A 16,208-nucleotide genomic window follows, 5' to 3' on the forward strand; every position below is an offset into this window, starting at 1 on the left:
GTTGAATGTGAGATGTTCGACAAATTAAAAAGCCCGCTATGAAAGCGGGCTTAGTGATAACTTTTTTATAAACAAACTGTTTAATTAGAAGTACACGTTGGCCCACCAAGAACTTGTCCAAGTGCGCCACCAATTAAGCTCTGAACTTGCTTCTACTGAAGAAAGTTCTAAAACTTTATCTTTATGGTTTTGGTTAAATTCTTGTAACATAGTGAACCTATCAAATGTGATACTTCGTATTTGTGTACTAGTTAACTAGTTTTGTGCTTGCAGGTCAAGTGCGTTGACACAAATATAACGATAAAAATTGAAAACAATGAAAAAGAATATATGAGAATTGATCTACATAGTCATACAACAGCCTCAGATGGCCGACTTACTCCACCTGAACTGATTGACCGAGCGCTAGGCTTTAACATCGAAGCGTTAGCGATTACAGATCATGATACGACTGATGGGCTTGAAGAAGCACGCAGCTATATTGCTGATAACAATCTTCCTATTCAGTTGATTAACGGCATCGAGATCTCAACCGTTTGGCAAAACAAAGATATCCATATTGTTGGGTTAAACGTCGATCCTGAATCACCAGAATTGAAAGCGTTAATTGAACAACAGAAGCAACACCGTGTCGGACGTGCAGAGATGATTGCGCAACGTCTTGAAAAAGCGACTCGTGAAGGTGTGTTAGAAGAGGTTAAGTTGATTGCAGGTGATGCACCAATTACTCGAGCACACTTTGCGAAATGGTTAGTCGACAATGGCTACGCGAAAACCATGCAGCAGGTGTTTAAAAAGTTTCTTACGCGCAACAATCCAGGTTATGTACCGCCCACATGGTGCTCAATGAGTGATGCTGTCACGGCTATTCATGCGGCTGGCGGTCAAGCGGTATTAGCTCACCCTGCGCGATACGGCCTTACCGCCAAGTGGGTTAAACGCCTTCTCGCTGCATTTGTTGAAGCAAATGGTGACGCTATGGAAGTGGCTCAACCTCAGCAAGCGCAACAAGAAAGACGCACACTTGCGGATTATGCTATACAATACAAACTATTAGCCTCCCAAGGCAGCGACTTCCATTACCCATCCCCATGGATGGAACTTGGACGTAATCTCTGGCTACCTTCTGGGGTCGAAGAAGTATGGAAAGATTGGGAGTTTCAAACGGTTTCACCATCTGAATAGTCTTTAGGTGAACCAGCTCCTTCTGATGATAGAGTCGAGAGATTCGATAACGAGGATCAACAATGAGCCAGTTTTTTTATGTACACCCAGATAACCCACAAGCGCGCTTAATTACTCAAGCGGTTGCGATTATTCGCAATGGCGGCGTTGTGGTTTATCCAACAGATTCAGGTTATGCACTGGGTTGTCAGCTTGAAAATAAACAAGCACTCGAACGCATCTGTAAAATTCGTCGAATCGATGATAAGCACAATTTCACTTTGTTATGCCGTGATCTTTCTGAGTTGTCACTGTATGCACGAGTAGATAACGTGGCTTTCCGTCTGCTTAAGGCGCACACGCCAGGTGCTTACACGTTTATTTTCAAAGCAACAAAAGAAGTGCCAAAGCGTTTGATGAACGCTAAGCGTAAAACGATCGGTATTCGTGTACCGGACAACAAAATTGCCCTAGACCTTCTAGAAGCAATGGGCGAGCCATTGATGTCGACGTCTCTGATTCTTCCGGGTAACGAGACAACTGAATCGGATCCTGAAGAAATTCGTGACAGCCTAGAGCATGCGGTTGATGTCATTCTGAATGGCGGCTACTTAGGTGAACAACCAACCACGGTTATTGACTTCAGTGACGATGACGCCGTTGTTTTACGCCGTGGTGCCGGTGATCCAGCGCCGTTTGAATAATAGCGTTACTGATTAACAGTCTGTAACGAAACAGCAAACCTGCCAGAGTAAATAACAAGTGCTTTTTGGCAGGTTATTTGCGATAATACGCGACCGCGATTTGGTCGCGAAAAATTCATTCGACGTCTGTGAAGACGACAATTAGGTAGAAAAGAGTAAATGAGCGAAAAATTACAGAAGGTTTTAGCGCGAGCTGGTCACGGTTCTCGTCGTGAACTAGAAGGTTTAATCAAATCTGGTCGTGTAAGTGTTAACGGTCAAGTTGCGAAATTGGGTGAGCGTCTTGAAGACGAGAACTCAGTGATCCGTATCGATGGCCACACAATTACAGGCAAAGCCTCTGAAGAAGTGGTTTGTCGTGTACTTGCTTACTACAAACCTGAAGGTGAGCTTTGTACTCGTCACGATCCTGAAGGTCGCCGTACTGTTTTCGATCGTCTACCTAAGATCCGTGGTTCTCGTTGGATTTCAGTTGGTCGTCTTGATGCAAACACATCAGGCCTACTGTTGTTCACAACCGATGGTGAACTAGCTAACCGCCTAATGCACCCAAGCCGTCAGGTTGAGCGTGAGTACCTAGTACGTGTATTTGGTGAAGTAACCGAGCAAAAAGTTAAGAACGTGACTCGTGGCGTTCAACTTGAAGATGGTATGGCTCGTTTCGAAGATGTGGTTTACGCTGGCGGTGAAGGTATGAACCATACTTTCTACGTAGCAATTAACGAAGGTCGTAACCGTGAGGTTCGTCGTCTTTGGGAATCACAAGAAACAACAGTAAGCCGTCTGAAACGTGTACGTTACGGTGATATCTACCTTGATAAGAAACTGCCTCGTGGCGGTTGGAAAGAGCTAGATCTTCAAGAAGTAAACTACTTGCGTGAGCTTGTTGAACTTCAGCCAGAAAAAGAGACATTGTTGGACCTTGATCCTGCAAACACTTCTCGTAAGCGTGAGCGTTCTCGCAGCCAGAAAATTCGTCGTGCTGTTAAGCGTCACGAAGAGCGCGCAAATGCTCCTAAAGGCCGTAGCAACCAGACTAAGCGTAAGAAGCCTGCAACTCGCGGTACTACAACACCTGATTCAGGTCGTAGTGCTCCAGCGACCAATGGTAAACCTCAGTCTACCAAAAAGCCTAAACTGAACAACGGACGCCCGGCTAAACCGGCTAAGCCAAGATCACGTAAGTAATTTCGTGGATTCTATAGCTTAATCCAACGTTTCGAATACAAAAAAACCTGCTAACTTAGCAGGTTTTTTTATGTCTTGAATATGGCGCAGTTCAAATCATGTGGGAGTGCTTAACTAGTTAGAAGTGATTAACTAGCTAGAAGTGCTTAGCCAGCTCGGCTGACTCGCTACGATTGATATTAGGTCACTTTCAAATGATTCGAGAAGTTGTCACCCTTTGCCATGCGGTCATACAAAATAACATTGACCGCGGCAGCAAGGTTCATGCAGCCATTAGTCGGGACGTAGATGGTTTCACGACAAAAATCCGTGATCTCTTTTTTCAGAGTCCCATCTTCAGGGCCGAAGATATAAAAAGCACGAGGTGGGTGCTTATAATCAGGTAGAGGCTTAGCGCCTTCTATCAAATCAACCGCGATGGGCACGCAGCCAACAGGAATAATATCTTTAAGATCTTCAACACCAATCAAAGGCAACTCAAGATGCTTTTCTTTGGTGTCGGTATGAAATTGTCGAGCGTGGTCATAACGGGTGCCAGTATAAAATACAGAGTTTGCTCCGTAGCAACCAGCTGCTCGCATTACTGAGCCAACATTTTCAGGGGTTTTGGGATTTACTAATCCAACACAGGCATAGCCTTTGGATAGGGTATCTGTCTTTGCTTTGGTCATAATTTTGTAGAGTTGCAGTTTGGTAAAGTGATGAGGCTGTGAAGTCGTAAGAAAACCAGCTCAGTACTCTGAGCTGGTTTAAGAAGAGCCTAGTCGCGTTTCCACAACATGTGACAGAACTTGTGTTCAGGGTCACGGCTGATCAGCAGACGAGCGAAAACGTCATCTAAGACATCATCAGCTTCATTTACAAGACCAATGCGTACTTCAGCGTAGATCTCTTTGTCGACTTCAAAGCCAACATGTTCAACCCAATCGTCACCAGTTTCAACAAGTTCTGCAGCGCCACGATCTTCAAACTGAGCTGTGAATAAGATCACGTCTGCAGGTTCAAGATTATCAGCAGCCATCTCTAGAAAGATGTCGTATGCAGTGTCAATTGCGTCGTCGTAAGACATTAGGTTGTTAGCTTCGGTCATAATCAGTATCTTAGCTTGCGCGGTTCATGTATTTACGTTCAGCTGTGTTCACAACAACTTTGTCGCCAGTTGCAATGTACTCAGGAACTTGAACAGTAAGGCCTGTAGAAAGACGAGCTGGTTTAGTACGAGCTGAAGCAGAAGCACCTTTGATTGAAGGGTCTGTTTCTTCGATTACTAGCTCAACTGAAGTTGGTAGCTCAAGAGTCGCCGCAGTACCGTCGATAAGAATCGCGTACATACCTTGCGTATCTTCGTTGATGAACAGCAGTTCGTCTTCGATCATTTCACCGTTGAAGATGAATTGTGTGTAATCTTCGTTATCCATGAAGATGTACTCGTTGCCATCAACGTAAGAGAACATCACTGCACGCTTAGTTACGTCGATAGTTTCAACGATTTCGTCAGCCTTGTGACGAACTTCTGTTTTAACACCAGTTGCTACATCGTGACCACGGAAGCGGTAAATCTTTTGACCGCCACGGCCACCTGGTGTTGTTACTTCGATATCTTTAACGAGTACTGTTTTGCCATCAACATTGATCGCAAAACCTTTTTTAATCTCACTTGCTCTAGGCATTTTGTGTTTGTCCTTATTGGGTCTATCCGGTGATTATATCTCGTAGACGCTATAAATAGGAATAGCTTGAATCATAAAGTCACCTAAGCGATCATAGAGAGACAGTTAAATCATTATTTTATTTACCGAAACGACCTATGCAGCTACCTGTTATTGACCCAACACAGCCATTTCAACCTGAATTTCAACCTGTGGTTAACGATCTGATTACCTTTCTAAAAGGTGGGTTAGGTTCTAATCTGCACAGTGTCTATGTTTATGGCAGTGTGGCACGCAAACAAGCCGTTGTCGGTCGCTCGAATCTAGATGTGGTTGTGGTTACCCATCGTTCTTTCCCAGATCAACGAACCACGCTGTTGAATACTATCAAATGGCGCTTCCAAAAGAGCTTCCCTCAGGTCACTCAAGTGGCGATCAAAACCACCGTGGTGAGCGAGATAGTTGATTTCGACAATATCTTTACGTGGGGCTTCATGCTCAAGCATTTAGCTGTGTGTGTGCATGGTGAAGACTTATCTGATTGCTATGGTGATTTCGAAACGAGTTGGGAAATTGCTAAGCATTGGAATATGGACGCGGAAAATTGGTTAGCGGTTTATCGTAATAAGATTGCCCGAGCAACAACGCCTGAGCAACAAGTCGCCGCGCAGGTGATTATTGCCAAGAAGCTTTTGCGAGCCAGTTATTCTTTGGTTATGTACCGAGACAAGAATTGGTTCGATGCACCTATGGAGTGTGGTCAACAGTTCTTGAGATATCATCCAGAGAAAGAAGTTGAGATTCAACGGTTGGGTATTTTACTGTCTGGGCGAGCGATTCCCAAACGTTCGGTGATAGGGGTTCTTGATGGCTTTGGTGAATGGCTGGTTAAGCAGTATCAAAAAACTGAGTTTCGAATCGGGTAGAGATTCGTAACCTCCCAATGAATACTAAAAAGCAGAGCGGGCTGAGTAACACAGCACTCCTCTGCTTTTTTCGTTTTTATGTCTGGCTCGAGTTTTAATAGATATCTCGAGTCTAATGTCGCTTCGAAAAGAGGATTCAATCTAGAACAGACCTAGCTGCTGCCCGCTGACTCTTTCAAAATCCAACCCTATAAATGGCAGGATCGCTTCTGCGACCGGTTTAATCTGCTTGTCGATGTAATGTTGATAATCGATACCGCTTTTCAAATACTCCTTGGGCTCTGGGCCACTCAGCGTAATCAAATATTCAATACGCCCTTTGTTTTGGTATTGAAGCGGGCGACCGAGCTGAGCATTGATCTCATCGGCTAATCTAGCAGCGCGAACCTGTGGCGGAATGTTCTTCTGGTATTCATGCAACTTACGGCGCAAGCGCTTTTGATAAACCAGTAGGTCATCGTGTTTGCCTGCGGATGTTTCATCGACAAACTGTCTAACATAATCACTTGGATCTTGGTCGTGAAAGACCATCTCATACAAGGTTTGTTGGAACTGTTGTGCGAGGGGCGTCCAATCGGTTCGTGCACTTTCAAGCCCTTTAAAGATGATCTTCTCTTGGTCGCCTTGATTGATCAAGCCTGCATAGCGTTTCTTCGATCCTGTCTCAGAGCCTCGAATGGTTGGCATTAGAAACTTGCGATAGTGAGTTTCGTATTCCAGTTCGAGTATTGAGGTTAGGTTGTAGGTTTCTTTTAAGTGCTTCGTCCACCAGTCGTTGATGTAAGCAACAAGGGAGTGACCAATCTCGTCTGCTTGTTCTTGCTCAAAACTGCCATTTAGAGACACGAAAGTTGAATCGGTATCCCCGTAGATCACTTGATACCCTTTATCTTCGATCAGAACCTTGGTTTGCTTCATGATCTCATGACCACGCATGGTGATAGAGGATGCCAATCGAGTATCAAAGAAACGACAACCAGAAGAACCTAGAACGCCATAGAAAGAGTTCATGATGATCTTAATCGCCTGAGAAAAAGCTTTCTCGTTGTTTTTCTTTGCGACATCACGCGCTGCCCAGAGATTTTCGATCATCTCTGGTAGAAAGTGCTTAGAGCGGTGGAATTGACCGCCACGAAATCCAGCCACCGCTTGGTCTTCTTCAGAGCCTAACTCTAGCTTTAGCCCTTCAATTAACCCCATAGGATCAATCAAGAAAGAGCGAATGATCGATGGGTAAAGGCTCTTAAAATCGAGCACCAAAACCGAGTCATACAAGTTGGGAATCGAATCCATCACATAACCACCGGGGCTTGCGATCCAGTTCTCGGGTTCTAAATTAGGCGCGACGTAACCCGCTCGGTGTATCTGAGGCATGTATAAGTTAGTAAAAGCCGCGACAGAGCCGCCAACGCGATCAAGTTCAACACCAGTTAAGCGAGAACGTTCAATAGCAAAATCGAGTAGGTGAGTGTGTTCGAAGATTCGGTTTACTAGCACACAGTCTTGAAGGTTGTACTTGGCAAGCGAAGGCTTATCGAACTTAAACATTCGATTGATTTCATCCATGCGGTCATGAACATTATGAATGTCTTTGCCTTCGCCCAGTAACTCTTGTGAGACGGACTCAAGAGACCAAGAACGGAAATGGTAGGTTGCTGTTTTAAGCATATCGATACCATCTAAAACCACGCGACCAGGAATGGTAATGAAGCCCTGCTGATTTTGTGCGGAGCTGCGAAAGAAACTCGGTTGATTGTCGCGACCAATACTGAGTTTCACTTCGTTCCATTCTGAACGTTTGTGCAGCAGCCTAAAGTCGAAATCGATGACATTCCAACCGATGATGATGTCTGGGTCAAACTCGGAGAACCACGCAATCATAGCTTCAAGCAGCGCTTTCTCGTTGGTAACCCATTGGATATTGGTATCTGCTTCTTGTGGATCGCCAATCATTATCACTCGGCTATCCATTGGACTGTCTAGGCCGATGGAATAAAGCACACCTTTTTCCGAACACTCAATATCAAGCGAAACCACAGACAAGTTTGGCAAGTAATCGCCAGCTCGGCATTTTGCGTTCGATACTCTGCGATGCTGTCTTTTTGGAGTGATAGTGCCTGTGAATTCGATACTGCCCTTGATAAAGCGTTCCATCAAGAAACGATCGGCCAGTCGAATATCACTTTCAAAGGTTTGGATCTCTTCACCGTTAAAGGCTTGAGCTAACCCGAAGCTGCTTCTCGATAAGGAAGTGTAACAAGCGGCTAAAGGGGTTTGGTCAAATGTTGCTAGCTCTAAAGGCTTAAACTGACAATCTATGGCCTCTTTATCGGCAATAGATTGGCACGTTTCGATATCAGATTGAGCAACAAAAAAGACAGGCTTTTCGTTTTGAATAGTGAGTAGCGTAGGGCCTTTAGGGGTGCTTAACCACAAGTCGATTTGTGTGCGCCCTGAAAAGTCTCGCGCTTGTCTTGTGAGTACAAAGCCTTGCTGAATATCCAATGTAGTAACCTATTGAAATGGAGAGCGGAATACTACCATCTAGCGCCTCATCACGCACAACAGCAAACGAAAATAGTCTCTATATTTTGAGAATTGGAGAAGAATAACGGGACTTAATAAGCAAAAGAGTGAAATTGTAATGAATCGAGATTCAATGGTATTGAAAATCTCTTTATCTTGTGTAATTTTATTGGGTGTTGTTTTAACTAGTTGATTTTTACCTAAAGCTTGTTGTTTTAGTTGGCTTATTTATAAATAAGTACTTGCTAAAGTTAGTGTTTCGACACATATTCAACAGAGATTTTATTTAGTAATTGAGTTAAGATATACACAATGCTGCGACCCGTTGTTCCTTTGTTTAATTGTTTCAAATAGATGAAACGACACAGTGGTTGCAGAGCCAATTAATAGTGTGGAGATACAAGTTTGATAAATGTTTTCCTTGTAGATGATCACGAGCTGGTTCGCACAGGGATACGACGTATTATTGAAGACGTCCGTGGGATGAACGTAGCAGGGGAAGCTGAAAGCGGTGAAGATGCTGCAAAATGGTGTCGTACTAATAATACTGACGTTATTTTGATGGATATGAATATGCCTGGTATTGGTGGCTTAGAAGCAACCAAGAAAATCTTGCGTTTCAACCCTGATGTTAAAATCATCGTTTTAACTGTTCATACGGAAAATCCGTTTCCAACTAAAGTGATGCAAGCTGGAGCTGCAGGTTACCTTACTAAAGGTGCAGGTCCGGACGAGATGGTAAATGCTATTCGAGTGGTTAATAGTGGCCAACGATACATTTCACCAGAAATTGCGCAGCAGATGGCTTTAAGCCAATTCTCGCCTGCGTCTGAGAATCCATTCGCTGATCTATCTGAACGTGAACTTCAAATCATGATGATGATTACCAAAGGTCAGAAAGTGACGGATATTTCAGAACAACTCAATCTAAGTCCTAAAACAGTTAACAGCTACCGCTACCGACTGTTCAGTAAACTCGACATCAGCGGTGATGTAGAGCTTACGCATTTAGCGATTAGACATGGAATGTTAGATACTGAGACCCTTTAACTCTGAGATCTTATAGTGACCAACTTGTTTGACTCAGTCTCATTCCTTAAGACAGTAACAGAACAGCCCGGCGTTTATCGGATGTATAACGCCGAGGCTGTTGTTATCTACGTCGGTAAAGCTAAGAACCTCAAAAAACGCCTTTCCAGTTATTTCCGTAAAAAAGTCGACAGTGAAAAAACACGCGCTTTAGTCAGCAATATCGACAAAATCGATGTCACTGTAACGCACACGGAAACAGAAGCTCTTATCCTTGAGCATAACTACATCAAGCAGTACTTACCGAAATACAACGTACTTCTGCGTGATGATAAGTCGTACCCTTATATTTTTATTAGCGGTCACAAGCATCCTCGTTTGTCGATGCATCGTGGTGCTAAGAAGAAAAAGGGCGAATACTTTGGTCCTTACCCTGATTCCGGCGCTGTACGTGAGACGCTACACCTCATCCAAAAGATTTTTCCTGCTCGCCAGTGTGAAGACACGGTTTATGCGAACAGAACACGCCCGTGTTTGATGTACCAGATTGGTCGTTGTGCTGCGCCTTGTGTTAGCTCTATTATCTCTGATGAAGAGTACAGCGAGCTTATCGACTACGTTCGTTTGTTCCTTCAAGGGAAGGATAAGCTCGTACTTGAAACGCTCATCGACAAGATGGACAAGGCAAGTCGAGAGCTTCGCTTTGAACAAGCTGCCGCTTTCCGTGATCAAATCCAAGCGATTCGACGCGTGCAAGAACAACAGTATGTATCTGACGATTCAATGGAAGATATGGACGTGTTGGGCTTTGCTCAAGAGAATGGCGTAGCGTGTATTCATATCTTGATGATTCGCCAAGGCAAGGTTTTAGGCAGTAGAAGCCATTTCCCTAAAATTCCAAACAATACGGTGCGAGAAGAGGTCTTTTCGAGTTTTCTAAGCCAATACTATCTTGCGCATAATGAAGCGAGAACCATCCCAACTCGTCTGATTCTCAATGCCGATTTGATGGAAGATGTCACACCGATTCAAGAAGCTTTGTGTGAAGTTGCGGGTCGTAAGATCCACTTCAATACCAACCCTTCAGGGACTCGAGGTCGTTACCTTAAGTTGTCGAATACCAATGCATTGACGGCTATTACTACCAAGATTAATCACAAGATGACGATTAATCAGCGCTTCAAAGAGCTTCAAGAAGTGCTGTCGATGGATGCTATCAAGCGAATGGAATGTTTCGATATCAGTCATACCATGGGTGAAAGTACGATCGCTTCTTGTGTGGTATTTAATCAAGAAGGCCCGGTTAAACCGGAGTACCGTCGTTACAACATCACCGGCATTACTGGTGGTGATGACTACGCTGCGATGGCTCAGGCGCTTGAGAGGCGTTATTCGAAGCAACTCGATGTCGACAAGATCCCAGACATTATCTTTATCGATGGTGGCAAAGGTCAACTAAACCGCGCTCATGAGATCATTTCTCAATATTGGGGGGATTGGCCGTTTAGACCAAGAATGATGGGTATTGCGAAAGGCGTGACTCGTAAACCTGGTTTAGAGACTCTAGTGACCCTAGAAGGGGAAGAGTTCAATTTACCCAGTGATGCGCCAGCACTACACCTTATCCAGCACATCCGTGATGAAAGCCATAATCATGCGATTGCAGGGCATAGAGCTAAACGTGGCAAAACACGTAGAACCAGTGCTTTGGAAGGAATTGAAGGGGTAGGGCCTAAACGTCGTCAAGCGTTGCTGAAATATATGGGTGGCTTACAAGAACTTAAGCGTGCAACTGTCGAAGAAATAGCCAAAGTGCCGGGCATTAGTCATTCTTTGGCAGAAAACATTTATCAAGCATTGAAACAATAGTAAAAATCCCGCACCATTAAAGCGCAATTAATAAGAGCCCAATAATATGCGTTTGAATATACCTAACATTTTGTCCTTACTGAGACTATTTTTGATCCCAGTATTCGTTGTCGTTTTTTATCTACCTTATCAATGGGCTCCTTTTGCTGCTGCGATGGTGTTTTGGGTGGCAGGCTTTACTGATTGGCTAGATGGTATGCTGGCTCGCAAGTTAGGGCAAACGTCTCGTTTTGGCGCATTCATTGACCCAGTGGCTGACAAAGTGTTGGTTGCTACGGCACTTATCCTGATTACTGAGCATTACCACTCAATCTGGGTGACGATTCCAGCGGTGACCATGATTGCTCGTGAGATCATCATTTCAGCACTTCGTGAATGGATGGCTGAAATCGGTAAACGTGCAAGTGTTGCGGTATCTTGGGTTGGTAAAGTCAAAACCGTTTCTCAGATGTTCGCCCTTTGGGTGCTTATCTGGCGCTATGACGACTGGATGGTTTGGGTAGGATACATTGCACTCTATGTCGCAACCGTTCTTACTTACTGGTCAATGGCGCAATACTTGATGGCCGCTAAAGACGATTTGTTAGACGAAAAACATCATTGATGAAGAAGCGAGCTGAGGCTCGCTTTTTTGATCTTTAACCTAAGGTTAAGCCACAAATAGCGGATATCTAATGTGATATAGATCTCCTTTGAATAACCCGCTCACAGTGTGTTTTGAACATAAAGTCAGCTATTTGGCCTGTTTCGTATGAAATCTATTCAAACGAATTAAAAATACAAAAATAATATTGACTCAATCGTCTGAATCCGTAGAATGCATGCCGTACCCAAGAGGATGGCAATAAGCGATTCGCTTGGAGTTACTAAGGCGCCTTGGCAGAGTGGCTATGCAGCGGATTGCAAATCCGTGGACCTCGGTTCGACTCCGGGAGGCGCCTCCATTCTCTCTTTCTTCTAGAAAGAATATGAATGAAAATGCGATACTAGCTCAGTTGGTAGAGCGCAACCTTGCCAAGGTTGAGGTCATCGGTTCGAACCCGATGTATCGCTCCAAATTTTGTAATGTTGATTGGCGTCAGCATTAAGATGGTGTTTTACTTTTCAGTAATCGGCATCGCAATAAAGAATTGCGTGCCCTGGTGGTGGAATTGGTAGACACAAGGGATTTAAAATCCCTCGGCGTTCGCGCTGTGCCGGTTCAAGTCCGGCCCGGGGCACCATCTATTAAAGTCTTTATCTTGATAAAGCAAATGCGATACTAGCTCAGTTGGTAGAGCGCAACCTTGCCAAGGTTGAGGTCATCGGTTCGAACCCGATGTATCGCTCCAAATTAAAAAGCCCGAACAGAAATGTTCGGGCTTTTTGGTTTCTGGCGTTCAGCGTTTCCATATCTGTACTTTTGTTGTTTGAATCCACACTCAAAATTCACTTCTATTTTTATTTCAAAATTTCGCAATTAAGTTCGTTTAGAACAGTTAGTTTTTAAAAGCGAGATCCCCTATGAACTCGTTCCTCGTACCTGGGAATGATGTAAAGGCGGCACAGCCTCAAGCCATCACTAACACCGCCTATATACCTGTGTCGTCATCCTCGGGCATGAGGAACGAATGAACCGGAGATCTCTTTCTTAAACGATATTGCTGACAATATTTTCAGCAATTGCTTAGCCACCACTGCTATTTATCAGGCTATTATTAAAAACTATTGATCGTTCATTTCACTTTATGTTACTTTCCTGCGCAATCTCGGAATGAACAATGTTCAAGAAGAGCAACGATTGCTTCTGGGGGATACGCGTAGTGACCATTCTTGCTGATTGGGACATTACGTAGGGTAGGTATTGGCTAGTCCTTTAGCTGATAGACGGGATACTTATGGCGCAGTTCGCCATGTTAATGGGAAACCCAACATTGAACACACTAATTACAACATTGCTAATCAGCTCTGCATTTCCAAAGGGATCAGCTCCTCATAGCTGCCCGATCCTGCAAAAATGTCCAATTCTTCAAAACAGTAGCATTACTGAACCTTGAGCTCACGCTAACAATTTATCGCTGTCTTAAGACGGCTTAATTTCGTATTCGTCATTTGACTTATGCGAGCGTACAGCTATATCTCATTTCTAGACAATACGCGTGCTTCACTATGAACTCTCTCCAAATTTAACGAGAGTTGGTGGGTAATTGCGTCTGATGGAGGTGAGTATGAACACATTCAAGGGGACTTTTATGACTACCGCCTTTGAAGTCGATATCAATACTATCGCAAATTCATTTTCAACTATGGTTCCTATCTTAGAGGGAACGTACGACCTAACACCTGACGCTATTTTGCTAGAGCAAGAACAGCATGAGTCGGATGTTCGCTCTTACCCAAGACGCCTGCCGATTGCTATTAAACGAGCATGTGGCGCTTTAGTTGAAGATACTCGTGGCCAACTGTTTCTCGATTGCTTAGCCGGTGCAGGTACACTTTCTTTGGGTTACAACCACCCTGAGATTAACCAAGCACTTAAAGACCAGCTCGATTCTGGTTTGCCATACCAAACACTTGATATCACGACTCAAGCAAAAGAGACGTTTATCAAGCGAGTTAAAGCTTTTCTCCCTCAAGACTTTTCAAATAACTCAGTTCTTCAATTCTGTGGCCCATCTGGTGCTGATGCTGTGGAAGCGGCGATCAAGCTCGCTAAGCAAACCACAGGTCGTAACACCATGTTTGCGTTCCGTGGTGCTTACCATGGCATGACTAACGGCACCATGGGTATGATGGGTAACCTAGGTACTAAAGAACGTCGTAGCGGTTTGATGTCTGACGTACATTTCATGCCTTTCCCATACAACCTTCGTTGCCCGTTTGGCATTGGTGGTGAAGCGGGGGCTAACGCGAGCATTCGTTATATCGAACGTATGTTGAACGACGACGAGTCTGGCATCATGAAGCCGGCTGCGATGATCGTTGAGCCTGTGCAAGGAGAGGGCGGTGTGATTCCGGCTCCGGCGTCTTGGCTACAAGGTTTACGACGCATCTGTAATGAACACGGAATCCTACTGATTTTTGATGAAATCCAGTGTGGTGTCGGCAAAACAGGTCATCGATTCGCGTTTGAAGAGTCAGGCGTTAACCCTGATATCTTATGTTTGTCTAAAGCGATTGGTGGCGGACTGCCTATGTCGCTGCTTGTATTCGATAAGAGCATTGATACATGGAAAGCGGGTGAGCACACTGGTACTTTCCGTGGTAACCAATTAGCAATGGTGTCTGGCGCTAAGGCGTTGGAAATCATCGAACGTGATGGGTTGGTTGAGCACGCGAACATCGCAGGCCAATACTTACGTCATGGGCTTGAGAAGATTCAATCTCGCGTTAACTGTATTGCTGAAGTTCGTGGTAAAGGTCTAATGCTTGGCGCTGAGATCAAGCAACCAAGCGGCGAACTTAACAAATTTGGTGAACCGAAATCAGACGGTGAACTCACCCTAGCGATTCAACGCGCAGCACTAGAGCGTGGTTTGATGGTCGAGAAGGGCGGTCGTGATGGTTCTGTGATTCGCTTCCTACCACCGATGATTATCTCTTTTGAGCAGATTGATTTTGCATTGCGCGTCATGGAAGAAGCGATCATCGCAGCAGGTGGTGGTTTACAAAAAGACCCAGCTTCAAGCGAACAAGCAAACCAAGAATGGAACAAGCATTTCATCCAGACAGGTTTAGGCGGTAGCGACGAATTCGCTAACGTGATGAACCAAACCACTCAAGCGATGAAAGCGGTTTTTGAGCAAGTTGAAACGCCATACTCAGGTCTAGAACCTAAAGTACTAGAGGCCGCTATCAAAGCTGTCGACCTCGATAACAATCAACACGCTTTGGTTGATGTTGTAGATAGCACTGCAGACCTTGTCGCTGCAAACTCCATCTTCGTGCAACACCCAGACTGTATTGCACACCTCCACACTCCTCCTCTTATGGCTTCGGTAGCAGCGGAATCGATTATCGCGGTGTTGAATCAATCAATGGATTCATGGGACCAAGCGTCTGCTGCGACTTATGTTGAGCAGCGAGTGGTGGATTGGATGTGTGACAAGTACCAACTTGGCGACCAAGCGGACGGTGTTTTCACTAGTGGCGGCACGCAAAGTAACCTAATGGGCTTATTGCTAGCGAGAGACTGGATTGCTGATAAACACGATGGTCACTCAATCCAAAAGCTGGGTTTACCAGATTACGCGAGCAAGCTTCGTATCTTGTGCTCAAACAAATCTCACTTCACGGTTCAAAAGTCCGCTTCACTACTTGGTTTAGGCGAGAGCGCGGTGTGCTGTGTTGACACCAACGCAAACGGCACTATCAAGCCTGACTTGCTAGACGCAGAAGTGAAGGCGCTGAAAGCTCAAGGGTTGATTCCTTTTGCTGTTGTCGGTACAGCGGGTACAACCGATCACGGTGCGATTGATGATCTGGAAGCGATTGCTGACATCGCAAACCAACAAGATCTTTGGTTCCATGTCGACAGTGCTTACGGTGGCGCGCTTATCTTAAGTAGCCATAAAGCTCGTCTGAAAGGCATCGAGAAAGCGGACTCTGTCAGCGTTGATTTCCACAAATTGTTCTTCCAAACAATCAGCTGTGGTGCTGTGCTGCTGAAAGATAAAGCGAACTTTAAGTACCTACTGCATCACGCAGACTACTTGAATCGCGAGCACGATGAGCTGCCAAATCTAGTCGATAAGTCTATTGCGACTACCAAGCGCTTTGATGCACTGAAAGTCTTCATGACGATGCAAAGTGTCGGTCCAAAGCAACTCGGTGATATGTACGACCATCTTCTTGAGCAAACGCTAGAAGTGGCAGACCTGATTCAAAATCAAGCGGATTTAGAGCTACTCGCGGAGCCGTCACTATCAACAGTATTGTTCCGATCTAAGCCGTCAGAAAACGGTGGGCTAGATTTAGACAAACTGAATCAAGCGCTAAGACTGGAAGCCCTGACCCGTGGTATTGCGGTGCTTGGTGAAACGGTTGTGGATGGCAAAAGCGCACTTAAATTTACTATCTTAAACCCGTGTTTAAAGACATCAGATTTCAAATCTCTAATTAACAAAATTCAAACTTTAGCTATTGAGCTAGCAGAACAACAAGGGTAATTAAAA

Annotated in this window: 13 protein-coding genes, 4 tRNA genes and 1 other annotated feature; of the genes, 12 read left to right on the forward strand and 5 right to left on the reverse strand. The window is 44.7% G+C overall.

The window, feature by feature from the left end; all coding sequences use genetic code 11:
* Positions 1-23: 23 nt before the first annotated feature.
* Positions 24-138: a sequence feature (Trp leader region), on the reverse strand.
* Positions 85-210 carry a trp operon leader peptide gene (locus ED652_RS07065; protein ID WP_009848753.1) on the reverse strand — a complete coding sequence of 42 codons (126 nt, stop codon included), beginning with the start codon at positions 208-210 and terminating at the stop codon, positions 85-87. (Overlaps the previous feature by 54 nt.)
* Positions 211-330: 120 nt before the next feature.
* Between ED652_RS07065 and ED652_RS07070 the strand changes: the two genes are divergently transcribed.
* From ED652_RS07070 to rluB, 3 genes are all read left to right on the forward strand, one after another.
* Positions 331-1,185, forward strand: a complete 855-nt coding sequence (locus ED652_RS07070; protein WP_122054053.1) for a PHP domain-containing protein — start codon at positions 331-333, stop codon at positions 1,183-1,185.
* 62 nt (positions 1,186-1,247) lie between these two features.
* Positions 1,248-1,868 (forward strand): L-threonylcarbamoyladenylate synthase, encoded by a 621-nt coding sequence (locus ED652_RS07075; RefSeq protein ID WP_009848751.1) that lies wholly within the window; start codon positions 1,248-1,250, stop codon positions 1,866-1,868.
* Between the two features lie 159 nt (positions 1,869-2,027).
* On the forward strand, positions 2,028-3,056 hold the full coding sequence (rluB, locus tag ED652_RS07080; RefSeq protein ID WP_017104066.1) for a 23S rRNA pseudouridine(2605) synthase RluB: 1,029 nt from the start codon (positions 2,028-2,030) through the stop codon (positions 3,054-3,056).
* Positions 3,057-3,235: 179 nt separating this feature from the next.
* On the opposite strand, the gene ED652_RS07085 is transcribed toward rluB, so the two are convergent.
* The 3 genes from ED652_RS07085 to yeiP form a co-directional block, all read right to left on the reverse strand.
* Positions 3,236-3,727 carry an RNA methyltransferase gene (locus ED652_RS07085; RefSeq protein ID WP_004729783.1) on the reverse strand — a complete coding sequence of 164 codons (492 nt, stop codon included), beginning with the start codon at positions 3,725-3,727 and terminating at the stop codon, positions 3,236-3,238.
* 89 nt (positions 3,728-3,816) lie between these two features.
* On the reverse strand, positions 3,817-4,146 hold the full coding sequence (locus tag ED652_RS07090) for an HI1450 family dsDNA-mimic protein (RefSeq protein WP_017108380.1): 330 nt from the start codon (positions 4,144-4,146) through the stop codon (positions 3,817-3,819).
* Positions 4,147-4,156: 10 nt separating this feature from the next.
* The gene (gene yeiP, locus ED652_RS07095; RefSeq protein ID WP_009848748.1) at positions 4,157-4,726 is read right to left on the reverse strand and encodes an elongation factor P-like protein YeiP; all 570 of its coding nucleotides are present in this window, start codon (positions 4,724-4,726) and stop codon (positions 4,157-4,159) included.
* Positions 4,727-4,863: 137 nt separating this feature from the next.
* Between yeiP and ED652_RS07100 the strand changes: the two genes are divergently transcribed.
* Complete coding sequence (locus ED652_RS07100; RefSeq protein ID WP_122054055.1) at positions 4,864-5,631, forward strand: nucleotidyltransferase domain-containing protein; 768 nt, start codon at positions 4,864-4,866, stop codon at positions 5,629-5,631.
* Positions 5,632-5,772: 141 nt separating this feature from the next.
* On the opposite strand, the gene ED652_RS07105 is transcribed toward ED652_RS07100, so the two are convergent.
* On the reverse strand, positions 5,773-8,136 hold the full coding sequence (locus ED652_RS07105; protein WP_122054057.1) for a DNA polymerase II: 2,364 nt from the start codon (positions 8,134-8,136) through the stop codon (positions 5,773-5,775).
* 426 nt (positions 8,137-8,562) lie between these two features.
* On the opposite strand from ED652_RS07105, the gene uvrY reads away from it, so the two are divergent.
* The 8 genes from uvrY (at position 8,563) to ED652_RS07145 (ending at position 16,202) form a co-directional block, all read left to right on the forward strand.
* On the forward strand, positions 8,563-9,207 hold the full coding sequence (gene uvrY / locus ED652_RS07110; protein ID WP_004729778.1) for a UvrY/SirA/GacA family response regulator transcription factor: 645 nt from the start codon (positions 8,563-8,565) through the stop codon (positions 9,205-9,207).
* A 15-nt stretch (positions 9,208-9,222) separates the two neighbouring features.
* The gene (uvrC, locus tag ED652_RS07115; RefSeq protein WP_122054059.1) at positions 9,223-11,055 is read left to right on the forward strand and encodes an excinuclease ABC subunit UvrC; all 1,833 of its coding nucleotides are present in this window, start codon (positions 9,223-9,225) and stop codon (positions 11,053-11,055) included.
* 46 nt (positions 11,056-11,101) lie between these two features.
* Entirely contained in the window at positions 11,102-11,659 is a 558-nt protein-coding gene (gene pgsA, locus ED652_RS07120) for a CDP-diacylglycerol--glycerol-3-phosphate 3-phosphatidyltransferase (RefSeq protein WP_048659595.1), read from the forward strand.
* Positions 11,660-11,925: 266 nt separating this feature from the next.
* A tRNA-Cys gene (locus tag ED652_RS07125) sits at positions 11,926-11,999 on the forward strand.
* A gap of 36 nt (positions 12,000-12,035) precedes the next feature.
* Positions 12,036-12,111, forward strand: a tRNA-Gly gene (locus ED652_RS07130).
* An 80-nt stretch (positions 12,112-12,191) separates the two neighbouring features.
* A tRNA-Leu gene (locus tag ED652_RS07135) sits at positions 12,192-12,278 on the forward strand.
* A gap of 32 nt (positions 12,279-12,310) precedes the next feature.
* Positions 12,311-12,386, forward strand: a tRNA-Gly gene (locus ED652_RS07140).
* Positions 12,387-13,262: 876 nt separating this feature from the next.
* Complete coding sequence (locus ED652_RS07145; RefSeq protein ID WP_174214619.1) at positions 13,263-16,202, forward strand: pyridoxal phosphate-dependent class III aminotransferase; 2,940 nt, start codon at positions 13,263-13,265, stop codon at positions 16,200-16,202.
* Positions 16,203-16,208 lie beyond the last annotated feature (6 nt).

It is taken from the genome of Vibrio sp. Evd11, assembly GCF_900382755.1.
Taxonomy (GTDB): Bacteria; Pseudomonadota; Gammaproteobacteria; order Enterobacterales; family Vibrionaceae; genus Vibrio; species Vibrio lentus.

Bases quoted from the DNA above. Each gene is read 5' to 3' on its own strand.
- ED652_RS07065 (WP_009848753.1), bottom strand. From the start codon at position 210: ATGTTACAAGAATTTAACCAAAACCATAAAGATAAAGTTTTAGAACTT.
- ED652_RS07070 (WP_122054053.1), top strand. From the start codon at position 331: ATGAGAATTGATCTACATAGTCATACAACAGCCTCAGATGGCCGACTT.
- ED652_RS07075 (WP_009848751.1), top strand. From the start codon at position 1,248: ATGAGCCAGTTTTTTTATGTACACCCAGATAACCCACAAGCGCGCTTA.
- rluB (WP_017104066.1), top strand. From the start codon at position 2,028: ATGAGCGAAAAATTACAGAAGGTTTTAGCGCGAGCTGGTCACGGTTCT.
- ED652_RS07085 (WP_004729783.1), bottom strand. From the start codon at position 3,727: ATGACCAAAGCAAAGACAGATACCCTATCCAAAGGCTATGCCTGTGTT.
- ED652_RS07090 (WP_017108380.1), bottom strand. From the start codon at position 4,146: ATGACCGAAGCTAACAACCTAATGTCTTACGACGACGCAATTGACACT.
- yeiP (WP_009848748.1), bottom strand. From the start codon at position 4,726: ATGCCTAGAGCAAGTGAGATTAAAAAAGGTTTTGCGATCAATGTTGAT.
- ED652_RS07100 (WP_122054055.1), top strand. From the start codon at position 4,864: ATGCAGCTACCTGTTATTGACCCAACACAGCCATTTCAACCTGAATTT.
- pgsA (WP_048659595.1), top strand. From the start codon at position 11,102: ATGCGTTTGAATATACCTAACATTTTGTCCTTACTGAGACTATTTTTG.
- ED652_RS07145 (WP_174214619.1), top strand. From the start codon at position 13,263: ATGAACACATTCAAGGGGACTTTTATGACTACCGCCTTTGAAGTCGAT.